The 17,363-nt window shown below is 70.6% G+C and carries 23 protein-coding genes and 1 pseudogene; 18 read left to right on the top strand and 6 right to left on the bottom strand.

What is annotated here, in order from left to right; genetic code table 11:
- Window positions 1–141 precede the first annotated feature (141 nt).
- Genes BN1555_RS02275 through BN1555_RS39610 form a run of 5 tightly spaced genes read left to right on the top strand, consistent with a single transcriptional unit; the run spans window position 142 to window position 3,735 of the window.
- On the top strand, window positions 142–1,479 hold the full coding sequence (locus BN1555_RS02275; RefSeq protein ID WP_093797379.1) for an ABC transporter substrate-binding protein: 1,338 nt from the start codon (window positions 142–144) through the stop codon (window positions 1,477–1,479).
- A 35-nt stretch (window positions 1,480–1,514) separates the two neighbouring features.
- Window positions 1,515–2,393, top strand: a complete 879-nt coding sequence (locus BN1555_RS02270) for a carbohydrate ABC transporter permease (RefSeq protein ID WP_218058237.1) — start codon at window positions 1,515–1,517, stop codon at window positions 2,391–2,393.
- Window positions 2,387–3,223 (top strand): carbohydrate ABC transporter permease, encoded by an 837-nt coding sequence (locus BN1555_RS02265; protein WP_093797375.1) that lies wholly within the window; start codon window positions 2,387–2,389, stop codon window positions 3,221–3,223. Before BN1555_RS02270 ends, BN1555_RS02265 begins: the two co-directional genes overlap by 7 nt.
- A 27-nt stretch (window positions 3,224–3,250) precedes the next feature.
- Window positions 3,251–3,478 (top strand): apurinic/apyrimidinic endonuclease family protein, encoded by a 228-nt coding sequence (locus BN1555_RS39615; protein WP_218058171.1) that lies wholly within the window; start codon window positions 3,251–3,253, stop codon window positions 3,476–3,478.
- Window positions 3,478–3,735: a TIM barrel protein gene (locus tag BN1555_RS39610; protein ID WP_255306353.1), complete on the top strand. Its 258-nt coding sequence runs from the start codon at window positions 3,478–3,480 to the stop codon at window positions 3,733–3,735. Before BN1555_RS39615 ends, BN1555_RS39610 begins: the two co-directional genes overlap by 1 nt.
- 4 nt (window positions 3,736–3,739) lie before the next feature.
- Here BN1555_RS39610 and BN1555_RS40020 read toward each other — a convergent pair whose 3' ends face one another.
- On the bottom strand, window positions 3,740–3,874 hold the full coding sequence (locus tag BN1555_RS40020) for a hypothetical protein (RefSeq protein WP_255305836.1): 135 nt from the start codon (window positions 3,872–3,874) through the stop codon (window positions 3,740–3,742).
- 710 nt (window positions 3,875–4,584) lie between these two features.
- Between BN1555_RS40020 and BN1555_RS02255 the strand changes: the two genes are divergently transcribed.
- The 10 genes and pseudogenes from BN1555_RS02255 to BN1555_RS02210 all read left to right on the top strand — a co-directional run bounded on the left by BN1555_RS02255 (window position 4,585) and on the right by BN1555_RS02210 (window position 10,040).
- Window positions 4,585–4,824, top strand: a complete 240-nt coding sequence (locus BN1555_RS02255; RefSeq protein ID WP_093797373.1) for a hypothetical protein — start codon at window positions 4,585–4,587, stop codon at window positions 4,822–4,824.
- Between the two features lie 32 nt (window positions 4,825–4,856).
- Window positions 4,857–5,039, top strand: a complete 183-nt coding sequence (locus tag BN1555_RS02250; RefSeq protein WP_141662800.1) for a hypothetical protein — start codon at window positions 4,857–4,859, stop codon at window positions 5,037–5,039.
- Window positions 5,040–5,175: 136 nt separating this feature from the next.
- Window positions 5,176–6,405 (top strand): FUSC family protein, encoded by a 1,230-nt coding sequence (locus BN1555_RS02245; RefSeq protein ID WP_093797369.1) that lies wholly within the window; start codon window positions 5,176–5,178, stop codon window positions 6,403–6,405.
- A 181-nt stretch (window positions 6,406–6,586) separates the two neighbouring features.
- Window positions 6,587–7,048 (top strand): SRPBCC family protein, encoded by a 462-nt coding sequence (locus BN1555_RS02240; RefSeq protein ID WP_093803114.1) that lies wholly within the window; start codon window positions 6,587–6,589, stop codon window positions 7,046–7,048.
- Window positions 7,049–7,258: 210 nt separating this feature from the next.
- The gene (locus tag BN1555_RS02235) at window positions 7,259–7,681 is read left to right on the top strand and encodes an Hsp20/alpha crystallin family protein (RefSeq protein WP_176710243.1); all 423 of its coding nucleotides are present in this window, start codon (window positions 7,259–7,261) and stop codon (window positions 7,679–7,681) included.
- A 94-nt stretch (window positions 7,682–7,775) separates the two neighbouring features.
- Window positions 7,776–8,171, top strand: a complete 396-nt coding sequence (locus tag BN1555_RS02230) for a DUF2267 domain-containing protein (protein ID WP_093797365.1) — start codon at window positions 7,776–7,778, stop codon at window positions 8,169–8,171.
- A 185-nt stretch (window positions 8,172–8,356) separates the two neighbouring features.
- Window positions 8,357–8,566: pseudogene (locus tag BN1555_RS41510) on the top strand (DUF2267 domain-containing protein); the annotation flags it as partial.
- Window positions 8,567–8,829: 263 nt separating this feature from the next.
- Window positions 8,830–9,099: a hypothetical protein gene (locus tag BN1555_RS02220; protein WP_093797364.1), complete on the top strand. Its 270-nt coding sequence runs from the start codon at window positions 8,830–8,832 to the stop codon at window positions 9,097–9,099.
- Window positions 9,096–9,491, top strand: coding sequence for a hypothetical protein (locus BN1555_RS02215; RefSeq protein ID WP_093797362.1), 396 nt, complete (start codon window positions 9,096–9,098; stop codon window positions 9,489–9,491). Before BN1555_RS02220 ends, BN1555_RS02215 begins: the two co-directional genes overlap by 4 nt.
- Before the next feature lie 138 nt (window positions 9,492–9,629).
- Complete coding sequence (locus tag BN1555_RS02210; RefSeq protein ID WP_093797360.1) at window positions 9,630–10,040, top strand: YidB family protein; 411 nt, start codon at window positions 9,630–9,632, stop codon at window positions 10,038–10,040.
- 93 nt (window positions 10,041–10,133) lie between these two features.
- Here the strand turns inward: BN1555_RS02210 and BN1555_RS39600 are convergent, their stop codons facing one another.
- From BN1555_RS39600 to BN1555_RS02200, 4 genes are all read right to left on the bottom strand, one after another.
- A complete protein-coding gene (locus BN1555_RS39600) occupies window positions 10,134–10,856 on the bottom strand; it encodes an NsdA family TPR-like regulatory protein (RefSeq protein ID WP_218058168.1) in 723 nt (240 codons plus the stop codon).
- Window positions 10,841–11,362 (bottom strand): hypothetical protein, encoded by a 522-nt coding sequence (locus tag BN1555_RS39595; protein ID WP_218058167.1) that lies wholly within the window; start codon window positions 11,360–11,362, stop codon window positions 10,841–10,843. Before BN1555_RS39595 ends, BN1555_RS39600 begins: the two co-directional genes overlap by 16 nt.
- An 80-nt stretch (window positions 11,363–11,442) precedes the next feature.
- Window positions 11,443–11,589, bottom strand: coding sequence for a hypothetical protein (locus tag BN1555_RS38780; RefSeq protein WP_176709922.1), 147 nt, complete (start codon window positions 11,587–11,589; stop codon window positions 11,443–11,445).
- A gap of 330 nt (window positions 11,590–11,919) precedes the next feature.
- A complete protein-coding gene (locus BN1555_RS02200) occupies window positions 11,920–12,333 on the bottom strand; it encodes an SRPBCC family protein (protein ID WP_093803113.1) in 414 nt (137 codons plus the stop codon).
- Window positions 12,334–12,686: 353 nt separating this feature from the next.
- Here BN1555_RS02200 and BN1555_RS02195 point away from each other — a divergent pair, with 353 nt between their 5' ends.
- Genes BN1555_RS02195 through BN1555_RS02185 form a run of 3 tightly spaced genes read left to right on the top strand, consistent with a single transcriptional unit; the run spans window position 12,687 to window position 16,203 of the window.
- Window positions 12,687–14,042 (top strand): uracil-xanthine permease family protein, encoded by a 1,356-nt coding sequence (locus BN1555_RS02195; RefSeq protein ID WP_093797358.1) that lies wholly within the window; start codon window positions 12,687–12,689, stop codon window positions 14,040–14,042.
- A gap of 20 nt (window positions 14,043–14,062) precedes the next feature.
- Window positions 14,063–15,496 carry an amidohydrolase family protein gene (locus BN1555_RS02190; protein ID WP_093797356.1) on the top strand — a complete coding sequence of 478 codons (1,434 nt, stop codon included), beginning with the start codon at window positions 14,063–14,065 and terminating at the stop codon, window positions 15,494–15,496.
- Window positions 15,493–16,203, top strand: a complete 711-nt coding sequence (locus BN1555_RS02185) for a sulfite exporter TauE/SafE family protein (RefSeq protein WP_093797355.1) — start codon at window positions 15,493–15,495, stop codon at window positions 16,201–16,203. Before BN1555_RS02190 ends, BN1555_RS02185 begins: the two co-directional genes overlap by 4 nt.
- Here BN1555_RS02185 and BN1555_RS02180 read toward each other — a convergent pair.
- Complete coding sequence (locus tag BN1555_RS02180; protein WP_093797354.1) at window positions 16,187–17,233, bottom strand: LacI family DNA-binding transcriptional regulator; 1,047 nt, start codon at window positions 17,231–17,233, stop codon at window positions 16,187–16,189. The genes BN1555_RS02185 and BN1555_RS02180 overlap by 17 nt on opposite strands.
- Between the last annotated feature and the right edge of the window lie 130 nt (window positions 17,234–17,363).

Genomic DNA, 17,363 nt, shown 5'->3' with positions numbered 1-17,363 from the left:
ACATCGGTCCGCGCGCCCGCCGATCGGCTCCGGCCGGTTGAAAAGAAGATCTTCATTCCATGTCTGGTACCGGTATCAGAATCTCTGTACAGTCGCCGCACACCAGCGGTTCGTGTCAGATCCGTGTCAGAAAGGAAGCCCATGCGCGCTCGTGCACTGACGAGGTACGCGGCACTCTTCGGGGCCTCGGTGCTCGTCCTCACCGGCTGTTTCGCCGGGCCGGCGAAAGCGCCGGCGGCCGACGTCACCGCAAAGCCGGAGTTCTCCGGCACCCTCAGCATCCTCACCAAGTTCGCGGGCGATCCCCTCAGTCCGTACTTCGAGGACCTCGCCGCCGCGTACGAGCGGAAGCATCCCGGGGTGAAGGTCGAACTCATCCAGGAGACCGACCAGAGCATCAAGGACAAGACGAAGACGCTCACCGCGTCCGACGCCCTTCCCGACCTCTACTTCACGTGGACGGGCAACTGGGCCGAGAACTTCGTACGCGGCGGCCGTGCGTCGGACCTCACCGAGGTGATCGGCCCCGACACCGAGTGGGGCCGGACCTTCAGCAAGGCGTCCCTGTCCGCCTTCGCCCACGACGGCCGGTACTACGGGATACCCCTGTACAACAACGGCAAGTTCATGGGCTACAACAAGGCCGCCTTCGCCGAGGCCGGTGTCGAGGTGCCCACCACCTTCGAGGAACTCGTCGACACCTGCCCGCACCTGCGCAAGGCCGGATACGAGCCCATCGCCTTCGGCAACAAGGACGGCTGGCCCGCCCTGCACTACCTGCAGCAGCTCTTCGCCTACCACGTGCCGCGCGAGATCCGCGAAGCGGACCACCACCCCGGGACGGCAGCGCTCGACGACGCCGGCTACCTCACCGCGCTCAAGCAGTTCAAGACCCTGGTCAGCACCTGCACCGACACCCGCGGCGGCACCAACGGCGTGCTCTACACCTCGGCGCAGGAGGCGTTCTCCCGCGGCAAGGCGGCGATGTACTACCAGGAGATCCTGGAGTTCGACAACGCGACCGCGGCCGGCGCGGGATCCGGACCCCGGGCTCTCAAGTCCCAGAACCTGGCCGTCCGCCCGCTGCCCGTACCCGAAGGCGCGAAGGGCGACCCCGAGGCGATCGAGGGGGCGCCGGAGGGGTACCTCGTCAACGCCAGGTCGCCGCGAGCGGCACTCGCCGTCGACTTCATGAAGTTCGTGACGGAGCGCCGCAACGCGAAGACGCTCTCCTCGCCCCCTTACGGCCAGCCCAGCACGGTCGTCGGCGCGGTCACCCCCGAGACCTCCAGCCGGGCCGTCTTCCAGGGCATCGAGACGGTCAACAAGGCCCCGCGCCTGGCCGGCTGGCTGGACATGGTGACGGCACCCGAGGTCGCCGACGCCTGGCTGGCCGGCGGCGAGGCGCTGATCAGCGGCGGCATGTCTCCCGAGGAAGTGCTCGAGAGCGTGCGCCGGGCCTCCAAGTCGGCCAAGTAGCCGCACGGCCGAAGGGAGACATGCCGGTGCGCACCATGTACCGAAGAGCGCTCGGGCTGGCCTGGGTCATTCCGGCCCTCGTCCTGCTCGGGGTGTTCGTCTACCTGCCGCTCGTGCAGAACTTCGGGTTCTCCACGCTGACGTGGGACATCTACAGCGGAAGCCAGGAGTACGTCGGCCTGGAGAACTACCGCGCACTGTTCGACGACCCGGTCTTCTGGTCGTCGTTCGCCAACAACCTCTGGTACGCGGTGCTGTCGATCGTGTTCCAGGTGTGCGGCGCCCTGCTGCTCGCCGCACTCGTCGAAAGCATCCGCAGCCCTCGCTGGGCACGCGCTCTCCGGGCGGTCTACTTCATCCCCTCGGCGATCTCCCTCACCGTCGCGGGCCTGCTCTTCTACTTCGTCTACGAGCCCAGGCTGGGGCTGCTCAACCACGTGCTCGAAGCGGTGGGACTCGGCCGGTTCGGCCAGGCGTGGCTGGGACAGGAAAGCACCGCGATGTTCGCCGTCATCGCGATGAGCCAGTGGCAGGGTTTCGGGTACTGCACCCTGCTGTTCGCCATCGCGATCCAGCGCATCCCCTCCGAGCTGTACGAGGCGGCCTCCCTCGACGGCGTCGGGCCGGTCCGCCGCTTCTTCCACGTCACGCTCCCGCTGGTGCGCGAGATGACCGGGCTCATGATGATGGTGACCGTCTCGGGCGCGTTCCAGGTGTTCAACGAGGTCATGGTGATGACCAGCGGCGGCCCCAACAACTCGACCCAGGTGCTCGGCACTTGGTTGTACCGCAACGGTTTCGTACGCAACGACTTCGGCTACGCGGCGGCGATCGGCACGGTGATCTTCGTGATCACCCTCGCCATCGCCGTGGCGCAGCTGTGGATCACCCGTAAGAGAAGGGTGGAATGGTGAGCCGCCTCGGCTTCCTCGGCGCGATCGCGCGCATCTTCATGTGGGCCTTCCTGCTCGGCCTCGCAGTGGTCGTGCTCTACCCGCTGCTGTGGATGGTGCTCAACGGGTTCAAGACCAACGCCGAACTCTTCGACGACCCGTTCGCGCTCCCCGTCGACTGGAGTTTCGCGAACTACCAGAAGGCGTGGAACCGCGGGGTGAGCGACTACCTCATGGCCAGTGTGCTGGTCACGGTGGTCTCCACGGTCGCGACCGTGTTCATCAGCGCCTGGGCGGCGTACGGACTGACCCGCGTGAACATCCCGCTCAACAAGGTGCTCACCGCCGTCATTCTCGGCGGGCTCATGCTCACCCCGACCGTGGCGCTCGTGCCCCTGGTGCGGATGTTCCAGGCGATGGGCCTCTACAACAGCTTCTGGGCACTGCTCATCCTGTACACGGCCTTCCGCGTCCCCTTCACGACCTTCCTGATCCGCGCCTACATGATCGACCTGCCGCGCGAGGTCGACGAGGCGGCCGAGATCGACGGCGCCGGCCGCTGGACCGCGTTCTGGCGGATCATCCTGCCGATGTGCAAGCCGATCATCACCTCCACGGTGCTGCTGCACGTCCTCTTCGCCTGGAACGAGTACCTCTTCGCCATGGTCTTCACCAACGGCAGCGACGTACAGACCCTTCCGGTGGGCCTGACGAGCCTGATGAGCAAGCACGGCACCGACTTCCCCGTCGTCTTCGCCGGCATGGCGATCGCTGCGGTACCGGTGGTGCTGCTCTTCTTCTTCGGGCAGCGCTACATCGTCAAGGGCCTCGCCGACGGCATCGGAAAGTGACCGCGCGCCAGCTACGAAGGAGCCCCGATGGCCCTCTCCACCCGGCAGATCACCGGATCCAACTTCGCCTACCAGCACCTGCCGTTCGAGCGGTTCCTCGACGACATGGCCGACCTCGGCCGTGAGAAGCTCGAACTGTGGGGCATCGCGCCCCACTTCCACATCCCGCGGCTGACCGACGCCGACGCGCGGAGCGTCCGGCGCCTCGCCGCGGCACGCGGCCTTCGGACGCACTGCCTCACCCCGAGCAGGTGATGTACCCGGTCAACGTGGCCTCGCCGGTCCCCTGGCTGCGCACCGAGAGCATCCGCATGTTCCGCCGCGCGGCGCAGCTGTGCGCGGAAATCGGCGCGGAACTGCTCCTGGTGCCCCGGCGCGGTGACGAGAGCGAACCGGCGGACGTCGCGTGGCGCCGCTCCGTCGAAGCGGTCGGCGACATCGCCGCCTACGCGGACACCCTGGGGGTGGAGTGCGTACTCGAACCGCTCCAGCGCGTGAGTCGAACCTCGTGAACGACTACCGCACCCTCGCGGCGATGACCGACGAATCGGCGCGGCGAACCTCGGCGCCGTGCTCGACACGGTCGCCATGGCTGTCGCCGGGGAGACCGTGGACGACGCCTTCGACGCACTCGGCGACCGCATCCGGCACGTCCACCTCATCGACGGCCGCCCGCGGGGCACCTGCGTGGGGCGACGGGGAGCTGCCCCTGGCCGAGTACCTGGCCGCCCTCGACCGCCGGCGGTACGGGGGTACATGACCTTCGAGCTCTTCGGTACGGTGGTTACGCACGCGATCCGCGGCCGGTGGTCGAGCGGTGCCACGCCGCCGTCGGGGCGGCCGCCCCGTCCAGCCCCTGACACGCGCCCGTCCCTGTGACACGGGCCCGCCCCGGGAGGCCGGCAACGAGTCGGGGATCGGCCGACGCGTCGTGGACAGGGAGGGCCGTGAGCGAGCGGAAGGAGTCTTTCCATCCGGGCGAGGCGGTGCCCGGAGCGGGGTCACGAGTGCGACCGCGGCCGGCGCGTCACTGGAGCACGGACGTGAAGGGACACCGCTTCCCGCCGCCGGGCAACTGCCCCGGCAGTTCCGGGCGCTCCGGACGCAGGTACACCGACGCCTGACGGAGCGCCGCGACCGCTCGGCGAGGAGGGCCTCCTGAAGGCCGAAGGGGTGAAGGCGCGCAACCAGGCGGGTGACTCTTCGCTCGTGGCGATCGCCCGAAGCGGTTTCAGCGCGTTTGAGGTGGGCTCGCTTTCGCCCGTCGCCTCCATGGAGCGGGCGATCCCACTCTCGTCTTCTGGAGGTTTCATGCTCCGCTCCCGTGCCCGGCAGCTGTCCGCCGTCGTGACCACGCCGCCATGGCGATGGCCGCCACCGGTGCCTCACCTTCACCGCCAGGCGGCACCGGCCCCCTGCCCGAGACCGCGGCCAAGGCCAAGGTGCTCAACTGGCTGGCGCACAAGCAATCGGACACCATGCCGCGCTCGGTACGCGAGGGTTCCGACTGGACCGTTTACGCGCACCTGTACGAGTTCAAGGCGGGCAAGCCGGCAAGAGGATCGGTGACACCACGGCCCACTGCAGCGCTGTCGAAGTGACGCCCCACGGTGTCGTCGCACAGTGCCAGAGCGTGCTGCGTACCGACCACGGCAGCATCACCCTGAGCGGCAGCATGGACATGTTCGGCCCCGGCCCGTACGGCGGCGACGCGGCGGTCACCGGCGGCACCGGCACGTACGCGGAGGCCGAGGGACAGGCCGAGGTCGTCATCGACGACGACTACGCCAAGCTGCGCATCAGCCTCGACGACTGAGCCCATGCCGGCCGGCTCCGCCCGCTCGACGGGCGGAGCCGCTGTCGTTCCCGCTCCCGCCCCCGGGCAGGGCGAGCGCACGTGTGATTGACCACTGATGTGGCCTGTGGTGGCAAAGACGGGGAAGAGGCTAAGAGTGCCTGAAGTTACCGACCCTTTGCTGAATCTCGTCCGGCGGCACAAAGAACCCGTGGTCGTGCAGACGGTCCGGTCCACCGTAGCCGCAGTGATCTCCTACGTCGTCGCCCTGATGCTGAGCAGCGAGCCGGCGCCGCTGACCGCGCCGCTGACCGCGCTGCTCGTCGTCCAGGTCACCCTGTACGCCACCCTCACCACCAGCATGCGCCGAGTGAACTCGGTGGTGGTGGGCGTGGTCATCGCCATCGGCTTCAGTTCCCTGGTGGGTCTGTCCTGGTGGAGCCTGGGACTGATCATCCTCGCCTCACTGGTGATCGGCCGTTTCGTACGGGCCGGTGAGTTCGTCCCCGAGGTGGCGATCAGCGCCATGCTGGTGCTGGGCGTCACCACGCGGGTCGCCGAATCGGCCTGGGACCGGGTGCTGGAGACACTGATCGGGGCGGTCGTCGGACTGCTTTTCAACATCCTGTTCGTGCCGCCGGTGTGGGTGCAGCCCGCCAGCGCGGCCATCGAAGGTCTCGCGGGCCGTATGCGCGGGCTGCTGATGTGCCTCGGCGACGAGGTGTGCGGCCACACCCCCGTGGCGGAGGCCGCCGCCCTGCTGCACGAGGCGCGCCGGCTGGACCATGACATCGTCGAGGTGGACGCGTCCCTGCGGCAGGCGGAGGACAGTCTCCGGCTCAACCCCCGCGTCAAGGAGGGCCTGCTCTTCCGCGTCGTGCTGCGCACCGGTCTGGACACCCTGGAGATCTGCGCGGTGGTGCTCCGCACGGTGTGCCGCACGATGACCGATCTCGCCAAGGCGCGGACGGAGGAGTCGCTCTTTCCCCCGGACATCGCCGACGCCCTGCGGGAACTGTTCACGCACATGGCCCGCGCCGTCGAGAGCTTCGCCGTACTGATCACCACGCAGGTCACCGTCAACGCGGAGGAGGCGGAGGAACGGCTGGTGAAGGAGCTCGCGGCCAGCCGCGACAGCCGCGAGATCGTCGCGCACATGCTCCTCGCCGGCGTGCGGGAACATCCGCGCCAGTGGCAGCTGCACGGAGCGCTGCTGGCCGAGGTCGACCGGATCCTGGACGAGCTGGACGTGGAGAAACGCTCGATGAGGCTGGTGGAGGAGCTGGACCGGCAGTCCCGTGAGCAGCGGGAGAAGTACCCGCTGGTGGCCAGGCTCCGGGGCAGGGTGCGTGCCGGCCGGCCGGACGAACGGCCCGAGGAGATCTGACCGCCCGGTCCGCGGAGCATGGCCCCGGGCGAGTACGGCCTCCGGATGCGGCCTCATGGAGGAAAACAGCGGCTCTTCTTCCGCACCCCCGACTAGGCGGGCGATCACCGGGTACCCGATGCGACGTGCCAAGATCCGCGCGGCGGGCACGCTGCCGCGCGTCACCGAAGAGGAGGCGCAGATGAGCACGGTGAAGGAGACGGTAGAGGTCGAGGTCCCCGTTCGCACCGCCTACAACCAGTGGACGCAGTTCGAGGAGTTCCCGAACTTCATGGAGGGGGTGGAGGAAGTCAGGCAGATCGACGACCGCCACAACCACTGGATCACGAAGATCGCGGGAGTCGAGCGGGAGTTCGACACCGAGATCATCGACCAGCTCCCGGACGACCGGATCGCCTGGCGTACGACGAGCGGCGACACGCAGCAGAAGGGCCTGGTCAGGTTCGAGCGCCTCGACGACACGCACACACGGGTCGAGCTCGTGATGGACGTCGAGGCGAGCGGGGCCGCGGAGAAGGCCGCCGACATGACCGGGATGATCGACCGGCGCGTCAAGGGCGACATGCGTCGCTTCAAGGACTACATCGAGCACAAGGGCGGCGAGACCGGCGCCTGGCGCGGCCGTATCACGCCCGGCGGCTGACGGCTGCCCCAGCTGTTCAGGATTCCCGCAGGTCACCGCACGGTGACGGCTCTGGCGCCCGCCCGGCGCCAGGGCCGTCGTCGTGTCTCCGGCCGTACGCCGAAAATCGACCGCGCCGGGATTGAGCGGAGGCTTGTCAACTTTGCTGCTGGGAGTTATATAGGTGGTGTCGCCATGTGCATCCCGTATCCGGGAAAGGAGTGACCGATGATGCTCATGCGGACCGACCCCTTCCGTGAACTCGACCGGCTGACCCAGCAGCTGATGGGCACCGCTGCGCAGCCGACGGCCATGCCGATGGACGCCTTCCGGGAAGGTGACACCTTCGTCGTCGAAATGGACCTGCCCGGGGTGGACCCCGATTCGATCGACCTGGACGTCGAACGGAACGTGCTGACCGTGAAGGCCGAGCGCCGCTCCCACGCGGGCGAAGACGCGGAAGTCCTGATCACGGAACGGCCGACGGGTTCCTTCAGCCGCCAGATGTTCCTCGGTGAGACGCTGGACACCGAGCGCATCGACGCCTCCTACGACGCCGGAGTGCTGCGCCTGACCATTCCGGTCGCCGAGCAGGCCAAGCCGCGCAAGATCGCCATTAGCGGCGGAAGCTCGCAGAGGCAGATCAGCGGCTGAACCCGGCGGGGCGGGCCCGGACCGTGAACTCCGGCCCGGGCCCGCCCCGCGAGCGGGCGCACCTCGACACCGACACGCACGAGAGAGGGCCGGCATGGTGATCAAGTGGGACGCGTTCTTGGCCGCCGTCCAGGAGCGGGGCCAGTACCCCTCGCGCCAGGAGGCCGAGCGGGCCACCCGTGTGGTGATCGCTCTCCTGGGTGCGCACGTCGTGGGCTCGGAGCGGGCCGAACTCGCCGCCCGGCTGCCGGAAACATGCGCGCTCCTGCTGCTCAATCCGCTCCCGGCCGCCGAACCGCTCGGGCCGGAGCGGTTCGTACGGGCGACAGCGGCGTGGATCGAGGGGGCCACGGAAGAGACCGCCAAGTGGGACGTCAGCGCCGTCCTCAGCGTCGTGGCCGACGCCGCGGACGACGAACTGATGCGCCGTGTGCTGCTCCAGCTTCCCCCCGGTTACGACCTCCTCTTCGGCCGCCCCGAGGTCACATGAGCACCGGTGCGTCCGGCGGCGCCGGCCCGGCGGTCCGGCCGGGACCGCGCACAAGGTGCCGCGGCCCTGGCGAGGAGGCATTCTGAATCCGGACATTCGTTTCGGACTCGCGCCATTAGGACCATTCGCGCTCTTCGGTTCTTGTGTTCATCAAATAAAACAGCAGAGAGAAGGTAGCCACAGCCATGCGGTGGAACGAACTCATACAGCAGGTACGCGTCTCGGGGCAGTACGCCACCGACCCCGAGGCGGAGCGCGTCCTGCGCACCGTGCTGACTGTGCTGGGCGCGCACATCACCGGCGACGAACGACGTGCGCTGACGCGGTGCCTGCCGGTGGAAGCCGCCTGCATCCTCGCCCGCCAGACCCCGGCTGCCCAGGCTCTGACCGCACCCCAGTTCGTCGATGCCGTCGCCGCCAGACTCGGCGACCTCACGCCCCCGGCCGCCCGCTGGGGGTGGGCTCCGTGCTCAGCGTCGTCGCGGACTGTGCGGGGGACGACCTCACCCGGCGGATCACCGCCCTCCTCCCCAGGGGTTACGCCCTCCTTTTCGGCCGCGCCGAACTGGCGCCGGCGGCCTGAGAGCCGGGCCCGTCCGCCGGGGATGCCTCTTTCGGACCCCTGCCGCGCCGACGCATACGGTCGTACGCTGGCCGTATGACGGAGAAGGAACGTGTCACCATCACGATCCCGGCGGACAGCGCGGCCATGCTGAGGAAGCTCGCCCAGGAGAAGCGCATCGAGTCCGTGTCGGCGTACGTGACCGAAGCGGTCGAAGAGCGCCTGGGACGCGAGGAGCGCGCCCGGCGCATCATCGAGGGCTGGGCGGCCGAGGTCGAGCGGACCAGCCCCAAGGAGTGGGCGAGAGCCCTGGAGTGGGCCCAGACCTCGGACCGGCGCGGCAACAACGCGGGCGCGGCCGCGTGATCGGCGGGTACATCCTCGACGCCGGTGCGATCCGTCAGCTAGTCCTCGGCCGTCCCTTCATGGTGGCCCGGGTCGTGGTCTCGGTCGAGCAGATCCAGGTGCTCTACGTCCCCACGACGGTCCTGGCGGCCGGACTGATCGGCCACGACATCTCGCCCCGCCGCCGTGAGCAGGTCGACCTGGCGCTGGCCGCGCCGGTCTTCGAGTTCCACGACCTCGACCGGCCCGCGGCCCTGGCCGTCGCCGACCTGGCGACCATGGCCCAGGTCGATCTCGCCACCGCCCACGCCGCCCACCTCGCCCTGCGGCGTCCGGGCTGGCCCGTCATCACCGACCGGCCCGCCGAGCTGCACAAGATGAACCCGGGCATAGAGACGGTCGAGCTGCCGTAGACCGCGTGCACGCGGGGGCGCCCCGCACGGTGGACGGGTGACTTTCCGGGTAGCGCAGAGCCATGTGGGTAGACGGGTGGCACATCCGCGGTGGCGCGCTGTACGCCACCGGTTCCACTGGCGAGGAAAGGGCTGACCGTGGCGGGAGAAGACCTGGGGCGACTGCTCGAAGGGCTGCTGGGGAAAGGCGACGGAAGGGCGGACCTCCTCGGCTCCCTGCTCGGCTCGCTCAGCGGGAGCACGGCAGGGAGCGGCAACCCGCTGGACCGGCTGCTGGCGGTGTTCGGTGAGCAAGGACTGGGGCACAAGGCCCACACGTGGGTCGGAGCGGGTGACAACGAGCCGATCGACGGCGCGCAGCTCGCAGAGGCGCTGCCGCCGGGCACCCTCCAGAAGGTGGCCCAGGAGGCGGGAGTGTCCCCGGACGAGGCTGCCGATCAGCTCGCCCAGGTCCTGCCGGAGGTGGTGGACAAGCTGACGCCGGGAGGCCAGCTCCCGCACGACACGTCGCTGGAGGACCTGATCAAGGCGCGGGCGGCCGGACGCTGAGCCCGCGGCGAGCCGCACCGCGCGGTGCGGGACGGCCGTCGCGAGTGCCGGGGGCCGGGGGCCGGGGCCCCGGACGCGGCGGCGTTCCCGTACTCAGGCGCGCGGCGGCATCCGCAGGTGGTCGAGGAAGTCGCGTACGCCGGGGCGGCCCGGATCCTGCCGGGCCAGGACGCTGCCGAGGTCTTCGGCGACCATGGACAGGGACGGCAGGGAACGGCGTTCGCCGCCGAGAGCCTTCATGCCGAAGGCGACCGTCTCGTCGAACGCGCCCTGCCGGGCGGCGACGACACCCAGGGTGATCCGCGCCTCCGCGTTCCGCATCGGTGAGCGGTCCGTACCGTCGTGATCCACGCCGGCCCGCAGCACCTGACGGGCGAAATTCTCGGCAAGCCGGTCCTCGCCGAGCTTGCGGTAGCAGTCCATCGAGTGGAAGTCCCCCTTCGCGGGGTCGGCGGCGAAGTGGTTCCCCGGGTTCTCCGGCAGGCCCAGCTCCTCAAGGAGACGGCGGCCGCGGTCAAGAGCGGTCTCCACCTGGCGCCGGTCGCCGATCCGCGCCCACGCCTTGGCCTCCTGCGCCCACAGCTGCACCTCGACGTCCGTGTGCGGCGCGACCGCGATGCCCTCCTCCGAGGCAGCGATCACCTCACGCAGGTCTCCCCGGGTCAACGCGAACCAGGCACGCATCTCGTGCCCCCATCCGGCGATCCGGGGGTGGCCCGCCTCGCCCGCCAAGGACAGCGCGGACCGCCGGGCGGCTTCGGCGCCGTGCCAGGAGCCCGAGTCGTACTCCACGCAGCCGGTCAGCAGCGCCAGCATCCCGCCTGCACCAGAACCTCCCGGCGCTCGGACGCGGCCAGTCGCCGCGACCGCAGTGCTCCGGAGAGCCGGCGCGACCAGGAACGGCTCTCCGCCAGCAGGTGTTCGCCCGGCAGGCGGGCGTACTCCGAGCACAGCCGGTCGACCGTGAGGGCAAGGGCCTCGAGTGTGGTCCGGTCCACGTCATTCGCGTCCAGCCGCGCGATGACCTCAGCGGTGTTCGCCGCTGCGCCGGCCCGCGCCCCGGGCCGGCTGCCACGGAGGCGCTCCGCAGGGAAGAAGGCGAGGGTCGGCGCACCGAACACCTGTGAGATCAGCGCCTTGTGGTCCCCGGGTTCGGTCGCGCCGGACTCCCACCGACACCACTCCCGGGCCAGCGCCTGCGGCTCCGGAAGCGGATCGGGGGAGTGGGCGACCATCGCGCGGGCCACGTCCAGCGGGCTCCAGCCGCGGGCGGCGCGCTCGGACTCCATGCGCTGCGCCCGTGCGGGGCGACCGTCGGACATCCCGAGCCCTCCTCCACCGCGGCCCTTTCCTGCCGAGTCCGGCACGCGGGCTTCCCGCACGCAGAAGGGCGGAGAGGGAATCACTCGGAAGCGGCGCCGCCCTCCGGCCCCTGCCCCTCGCTCTCGTCCCGCTCGCCCTCTGCCTGGGAAGGGGTCGTCTGGCGCACGTTCTCGCGCTCCTCGTCTTCGCGTTCGCCCTCTGCCTGGGAAGGTGTCTGATCACTCATCGGGGTGGTCCTCACTGGCGAAGTGCCCAGTAGTCGTGGAAGCGGGGGATCATTCGGCCCTCTCGGTCGTTCACACGCCATTTTCGGCGCTCGGCGGCGTTCCTGCGATCCGGCGATCCGACGGACAAGGGGCGCCCGGACGGGCCCCGTGGAGCGGCCCGCAGGGGCGGCGGAAGGCGATGGGCGAGCCGGCGGGGCCGAACCGGGCGCTGGACGTTTTCGTCGTCGCACCGCCTCCGTGTACCCATTACGAGCTCGATAGCCGTACCACCCTCACCGGTGACGAGCCCGGCAGCTGGCGGCGGAGAGCGGCGGACGGGGCCGGATCCCTCAGCCGGCCGTGTTGTCGACGCGCAGCCGTACCTGACGCTCCAGGCGTTCAAGGCTGTGGTCGAGAGCGTCGTTCACGGCTTTCCCGCCGGGGTCGTGGTCCTCGTCGAAGAACGAAAGATGCACCGTCACCTCGGAGGCTCCGCTGCCCAGACCGGCCACTTGGAGCCACCCGGTGTAGCTTCCCTGGTCCCTTGTCCCCCACTCCAGCCGCATCTGGTCCTTCTGCGCGCGCAGCAGCGCCGAGGTGTCCTCGTCGGTGCGGTCCTCGTGGACGGTGACGGCGGGCAGTTCCTCGGCCCGCACATGCAGTGCCTCCGGCAACCACTGGTCCAGCTGATCGACATTGGCCGCCTGGTCGAAGATGTGCTCGGGCAGCGCCGGCATTGTGCGCGAACGTTCGTACTCAGTCATCACCACACCGTTCCTCGGCTCGAAACCGTTCGACGAACGGATGCCCGGCCTGCCGGACATGAAGCCGCGCGACCACAGAACCACCCGTTCGCCGGTCCCGCCGCCCGGGCGCCCGCCCGGTGGACGCGGGGCGGTTCCGGAGCCGCGCCGGATCCCTTGACGCGCCCCAGGAGCCCTTACATACTGACGGCCAAATCGATTTGGCCAAATCGATTTGGCCCCCGTCCCGGGCCGGATCATGGTCGAAGCCGGAGCGAGCCGAACGGAGCTCGAACGTGTCCAGTCCCCGCCCCGCGTCCTTTCCCGACTCCCGCCCCCAGTCCCTTCCCACGGGTTCTCCCACGCCGCACCCCGTGGACGAATCCCGCCCGATCGGCAGGATCCTGCTCTTCGGTGTCCAGCACGTCCTCGTCATGGCCGCGACCCCCATCTCGGCGATCTTCCTGATGAGCGCGACACTCCGTCTGGACCCCGGTCTGACCGTCGACCTGCTCTCGGCGGCCTTCCTGCTCTCCGGAGTCGGAACCCTCGTCCAGTCGCTGGGGCCGTGGAAGTGCGGTCCCCGGCTGCCGTTCGTCATGCTGCCCGGCGGCGCCCCGCTCATCCTCTTCCTGGCCATCGCCGAACAGCACGGCCTGCCGACCGCGAGCGGCGCGGTGATCATCACCGCCGTCTTCTATTTCGTCGTGCTGCCCGTCTTCTCCCGGCTGCTGGCGTTCTTCCCCGCCCTCGTCATCGGCACGATGATCGTCATCGTCGGCGTCAACCTGGTGAAGGTCGGCGCGCTGCTCGTCACCGGCCGCCCCGGACAGCCGGGTTTCGCCGACACCACCAACCTCCTGCTCGGCCTCGCGACGATCGGCTTCACCGTCGCCTTCTACTGGCTGTTCACCGGGGTGCTGCGGCAGCTCGCCGTCATGCTCGGCCTGATCGCCGGTACGGCCCTAGCCTTCGCCCTCGGCAGCGTGGACACCGGCCCCGCCGCCGGGGGCGGACTCCTGAACGTCCCTCAGCTGCTGCCGTTCGGCTCGCCCCAGTTCAACCTGATCGCCGCGCTGCCCCTGATGCTCTACAGCCTCGCCTCCATGGCGGAGGCCACCGGACAGACCGTCATCAACGCGGAGGCCGTGGGCAAGGAGATCGACAAGCGTACGGACGTCCCCAAGACCATCCGCGGAGACGCGGTCACGTCCCTCCTCGGCGGCTTCTTCGGCCTGCCGCTGATGGTGACCAGCGGCGAGAACATCGGCATCGTCCGCGTCACCGGCGTGCGCAGCCGGTACGTCACCGCCGCCGCCGGCGTGGTCCTCATCGTCATCGGCTTCCTCGCGCCCGTCACCCGCGCGATCAGCGTCATCCCGTCGGCCGTCGTGGGGGGCACCGCCATGGTCGTCTTCGCCGTGATCACGGTGCTCGGCGTGCAGATGCTGGGACGCGCGGACCTCGACCGGCACACCCACACCTTCGTCTGCGCCGTCGCCATCGCCCTCGGGCTGCTGCCCATCCTCGTCCCCGGCGTGTACGGCGGCTTCGCGCCCGGCGTCCGGATCCTCCTCGAAAGCGGCGTCGCCGTCGGGGCCTTCGTCGCCGCCGTACTCAACATCCTCTTCCACCACGTAAGGCCGCGGCTCGCGCGGAAGCGAGTGCCCGCCGCCGTCCCCGCGCAGGCCGGCGAAAGCCGCCCCGCCACCCCCGTCCAGCACTCCTGACCCGTACCGGAAAGAGCCAGATGACCGACCTGCCAGACCTGTCGCCCCTGCCCGGCCCGGCCCCCGACCGCCTGCGCGCCGACGACGCGCTGCTCCTGGTGCCCGACGTGCTGCTGACACCCGAAGGGCCGATGGACCACTACGCGGCCGTCGTCGCCGAAGGCGCCTTCCTCGCGGTCGGACCGGCCGGACGACTGGAGCGGACCCACCCGCACCTGACGCCCGTCCGGTTGCCCGGCCACATCCTGATGCCCGGCTTCGTCGACGCCCACCACCACCTCACCCAGACCTTTGGCGCGGCACTGGCCTTCGGTGAACCCTCGGAGATCTTCCGGCGGTTGTGGGTGCCCCTCGAAGGCGCCCTCGACGAGGAAGCGGTGTACGTCGCGGCGAAACTCGCCGCGCTGGAATCGCTGCGCGGCGGATTCACCACCGTCGCCGAAGCCGGCACCCGGGCGCCGGTGGACGTGGAGCTCGTGGCCGCGGCCGCCCGGGACGCCGGGATCCGCTGCGTGCTTGGCCTCGTCTGCAACGACACCGACGCGGGCGGCGACCCCTCGGCGGTGCTCGCGAGCGCCGAGAAGCACCTCGCCCGTTACGCCGCGGAGGAGCTGATCCACCCGTCCCTCGCCGTCTCCGTCCCGGAGGCCGCGACGGCCCGCACCCTGCACGCCACCGCCCGCATGGCCGCCGACGCGGGAGCCGTCGTCCAGATCCACGTCAACGAGCATCTCGCCGCCGTGGAACGCTCCCTCGTGCAGCACGGGCTGCGCCCGCTGGAGTACCTCCACGAAGCCGGCGCGCTCGGACCGCAGTTGCTGGCCGCGCACGCCACCCTGCTCACCCCGCGCGAACTGACCCTGCTCGCCGAATCCGGTGCCGCGGTGAGCTACAACCCCGTCGCCAGTGCCTGGAAGGGCAACGCCGTGGCCCCGGCGACCACCATGGCCGAGCGGGGGATCCGGTTCGGGCTGGGCACGGACGGAACCCGCGGGGACGCGTTCCGCCTGGCCGAGGCCGCCGAGTTCGCGCAGCGCATCGCCTACGGCCTGGCCACCGGGGACTCCTCCTGCGGTGCGGGCTGGACCTGGCTGGAGCACGCGGGCCGGGGAGGCGCCGACGCCGTCGGGCTCGGCGCCCGTACCGGCCGAGCAGCCGAAGGCGCCGCCGCCGACTTCCTGCTCGTCGACGTGAGCGGACCGGAGATGCGGCTGTCCTGGGATCTGCCGTGGGAGCTGGTACGGCGCGGCAACCGCGACCAGATCACCGCGGTCTTCGTCGCCGGCCGGCTGCGTCTGTGGCGAGGGCAGCCGACCGACTGGGACGGTCCCGCGCTGGTGCGGCGGGCCGCCGAATTGAGCCGAAAGGTGGTGGAGCGGGCCCCCGTGATCCGCGTCCACCCCACTTCCACGCGCGCACGCCGAGCCCGCGCGGAGCGGAGCGCGGCACAGTGAGTACGGAGACGGCGGCGATCCTCGCGGTGACGGTGGCCGTCGCGGCGTTCGTCCAGGGGAGCAGCGGTCTGGGCTTCGCACTGATCGTCGCACCGGTGGCAGGGCTGCTCGATCCCGGTCTGGTCCCGGTATTCGTACTCGCGTCGATGATCCCGCTCAACCTGTACGTCGCGTGGCGCGAACGGGCCTCCCTCGACCTGCGCGGAGCCGGCTGGATCACCGCCGCGCGGCTGGCGGCCACACCGGGCGGGCTCATGCTGCTGTGGGTCGTCCCGGACCGCAGTCTCGGCCTGTTCGTCGGAGCGTCGACCGTGCTGGCGGCGGTGGTCAGCCTCGCCGCTCCGGCGTTCACGCCCGGCCGGCGGGCGTACGTCGCCGCCGGGGCCGTCACCGGACTCACGGAGACCGCGACGGGGGTCGGCGGCCCGCCTCTCGCTCTGGTCTACCAGCACCGCCCGCCGGCGGAGCTGCGGTCCACGGTCGCTGCGTGCTTCCTCGTCGGCGAAGTCGCCTCGCTCGCGCTGCTGTTCGCGACCGGACAAGGCAGCCCGGCCCAACTGGGTTGGACGGTACTGCTGTTGCCCGCGCTCGCGGCGGGGGCCTGGCTGAGCCGGCTGGTGCACCACCGCTTCGACGCCCGGAGGATGCGCCTGTTCGTGCTGGTCTTCGCCCTCGTCTCCGGGGCGGTGCTCATGCTGGCGCCGTGACGCGCAGCGACGAGGCCCGGGGGACCACGCGCGGCGCGGGCACCGCCACCGCGGGCGCCGTGTCCGCCGCCGCGCCGCCCAGCCGGCCGAGCAGCAGCTCCACCGCGTCCGCGGCGGCCCGGTCCAGGTGCAGGTCGACGGCGGTCAGCGGGGGTTCGCAGGTCCGGGCCCGCAGACCGTCGTACCGGGTGACGACCATGACGTCGTCCGGGATCCTGCGGCCGCTGTCCCGGATCGCCCGGACGGCGCCCACCGCGAAGGCGTCCACCAGCGCGCAGACGGAGTCGATCCCGGGGTGGGCGGCCAGCAGGGCGGCGCAGCGGTCGTACCCGGCCTGCTCACCGCCCTCCTCGGGAGCCGTCGCGACGAGCGGGTCCCACCCGTGTTCGGCGGCGAAGCGCTCGAACGCGGCGCGGGCGTCGACCGCGGAGTGGCGGGCACCGGCGCCGATGATCAGTGCCGGACGGCGCGCCCCCTGTTCCCGGAGGTGCGTCAGAAGCAGCTCGGCGACGAATCCGCCGCGCAGATCGACGTACGGGGCGTCGTCCTCGGGCGACACGGGCCGGCCGAGCGCGACGTACGGCAGGTGGCGCTCCCGCAACTGCGCCACGGCCATGTCGTTCTCGTCGGGCTCCACGACGATGGCGCCGTCGATGTCCAGGGAGTACAGCGCCGAACCCGACTGCACGGGCGGTACGAGCACGAGTGCGTAGTCGTGCAGGAGCGCCCGCTCGGCGGCCGCGGCGGCGACCTCCATGTAGAAGCCGAGCCGGGACGGCCCCCCGGCCACCGCGAAGGGCATCGACGAGGCGAGCGCGATGGCTTTCGCCTGCCCCCTCCGCAGCCGCTGCGCCCGCAGGTTCGGTCGGTAACCAAGGTCGGCGGCGATCTTCTTGATGCGCTCGCGGGTCCTCGGGTCGACCTTCCCGAGCCCGTTCAGGGCGTGCGAGACGGTCGTCCGCGACACTGCGGCGGCCTTGGCGACATCGGCGATCGTCGGCGGCCGTGTACCGGAACCGGAAGTGGGCATCTGCGCGGACGCTCCTCGCTCTGACGGGTGACACGTGACAGCCACATCTTCGCCGACCGGCCCTTCACCGCACACATGTACGTCGCACGGTCGCCGGCGGCCGGGGGGACGGACCGGAAGCCCACGCCGG

This window comes from Streptomyces sp. Wb2n-11, from assembly GCF_001049855.1.
GTDB classification, from domain to species: domain Bacteria; phylum Actinomycetota; class Actinomycetes; order Streptomycetales; family Streptomycetaceae; genus Streptomyces; species Streptomyces altiplanensis.
This window is presented reverse-complemented; position numbering and strand designations above follow the sequence as displayed.

What these genes read in the sequence shown, in the direction of transcription:
- BN1555_RS02255 (WP_093797373.1), top strand. Translation starts at nt 4,585, where the DNA reads ATGGCGATGGCCGCCACCGGTGCCTCACCTTCACCGCCAGGCGGCACC.
- BN1555_RS39595 (WP_218058167.1), bottom strand. Translation starts at nt 11,362, where the DNA reads ATGTCCGACGGTCGCCCCGCACGGGCGCAGCGCATGGAGTCCGAGCGC.
- BN1555_RS02220 (WP_093797364.1), top strand. Translation starts at nt 8,830, where the DNA reads ATGACGGAGAAGGAACGTGTCACCATCACGATCCCGGCGGACAGCGCG.
- BN1555_RS02240 (WP_093803114.1), top strand. Translation starts at nt 6,587, where the DNA reads ATGAGCACGGTGAAGGAGACGGTAGAGGTCGAGGTCCCCGTTCGCACC.
- BN1555_RS02230 (WP_093797365.1), top strand. Translation starts at nt 7,776, where the DNA reads ATGGTGATCAAGTGGGACGCGTTCTTGGCCGCCGTCCAGGAGCGGGGC.
- BN1555_RS02200 (WP_093803113.1), bottom strand. Translation starts at nt 12,333, where the DNA reads ATGACTGAGTACGAACGTTCGCGCACAATGCCGGCGCTGCCCGAGCAC.
- BN1555_RS02180 (WP_093797354.1), bottom strand. Translation starts at nt 17,233, where the DNA reads ATGCCCACTTCCGGTTCCGGTACACGGCCGCCGACGATCGCCGATGTC.
- BN1555_RS02190 (WP_093797356.1), top strand. Translation starts at nt 14,063, where the DNA reads ATGACCGACCTGCCAGACCTGTCGCCCCTGCCCGGCCCGGCCCCCGAC.
- BN1555_RS39610 (WP_255306353.1), top strand. Translation starts at nt 3,478, where the DNA reads ATGTACCCGGTCAACGTGGCCTCGCCGGTCCCCTGGCTGCGCACCGAG.
- BN1555_RS39615 (WP_218058171.1), top strand. Translation starts at nt 3,251, where the DNA reads ATGGCCCTCTCCACCCGGCAGATCACCGGATCCAACTTCGCCTACCAG.
- BN1555_RS39600 (WP_218058168.1), bottom strand. Translation starts at nt 10,856, where the DNA reads ATGCTGGCGCTGCTGACCGGCTGCGTGGAGTACGACTCGGGCTCCTGG.
- BN1555_RS02235 (WP_176710243.1), top strand. Translation starts at nt 7,259, where the DNA reads ATGCTCATGCGGACCGACCCCTTCCGTGAACTCGACCGGCTGACCCAG.
- BN1555_RS02270 (WP_218058237.1), top strand. Translation starts at nt 1,515, where the DNA reads ATGTACCGAAGAGCGCTCGGGCTGGCCTGGGTCATTCCGGCCCTCGTC.
- BN1555_RS02265 (WP_093797375.1), top strand. Translation starts at nt 2,387, where the DNA reads ATGGTGAGCCGCCTCGGCTTCCTCGGCGCGATCGCGCGCATCTTCATG.
- BN1555_RS38780 (WP_176709922.1), bottom strand. Translation starts at nt 11,589, where the DNA reads ATGAGTGATCAGACACCTTCCCAGGCAGAGGGCGAACGCGAAGACGAG.
- BN1555_RS02275 (WP_093797379.1), top strand. Translation starts at nt 142, where the DNA reads ATGCGCGCTCGTGCACTGACGAGGTACGCGGCACTCTTCGGGGCCTCG.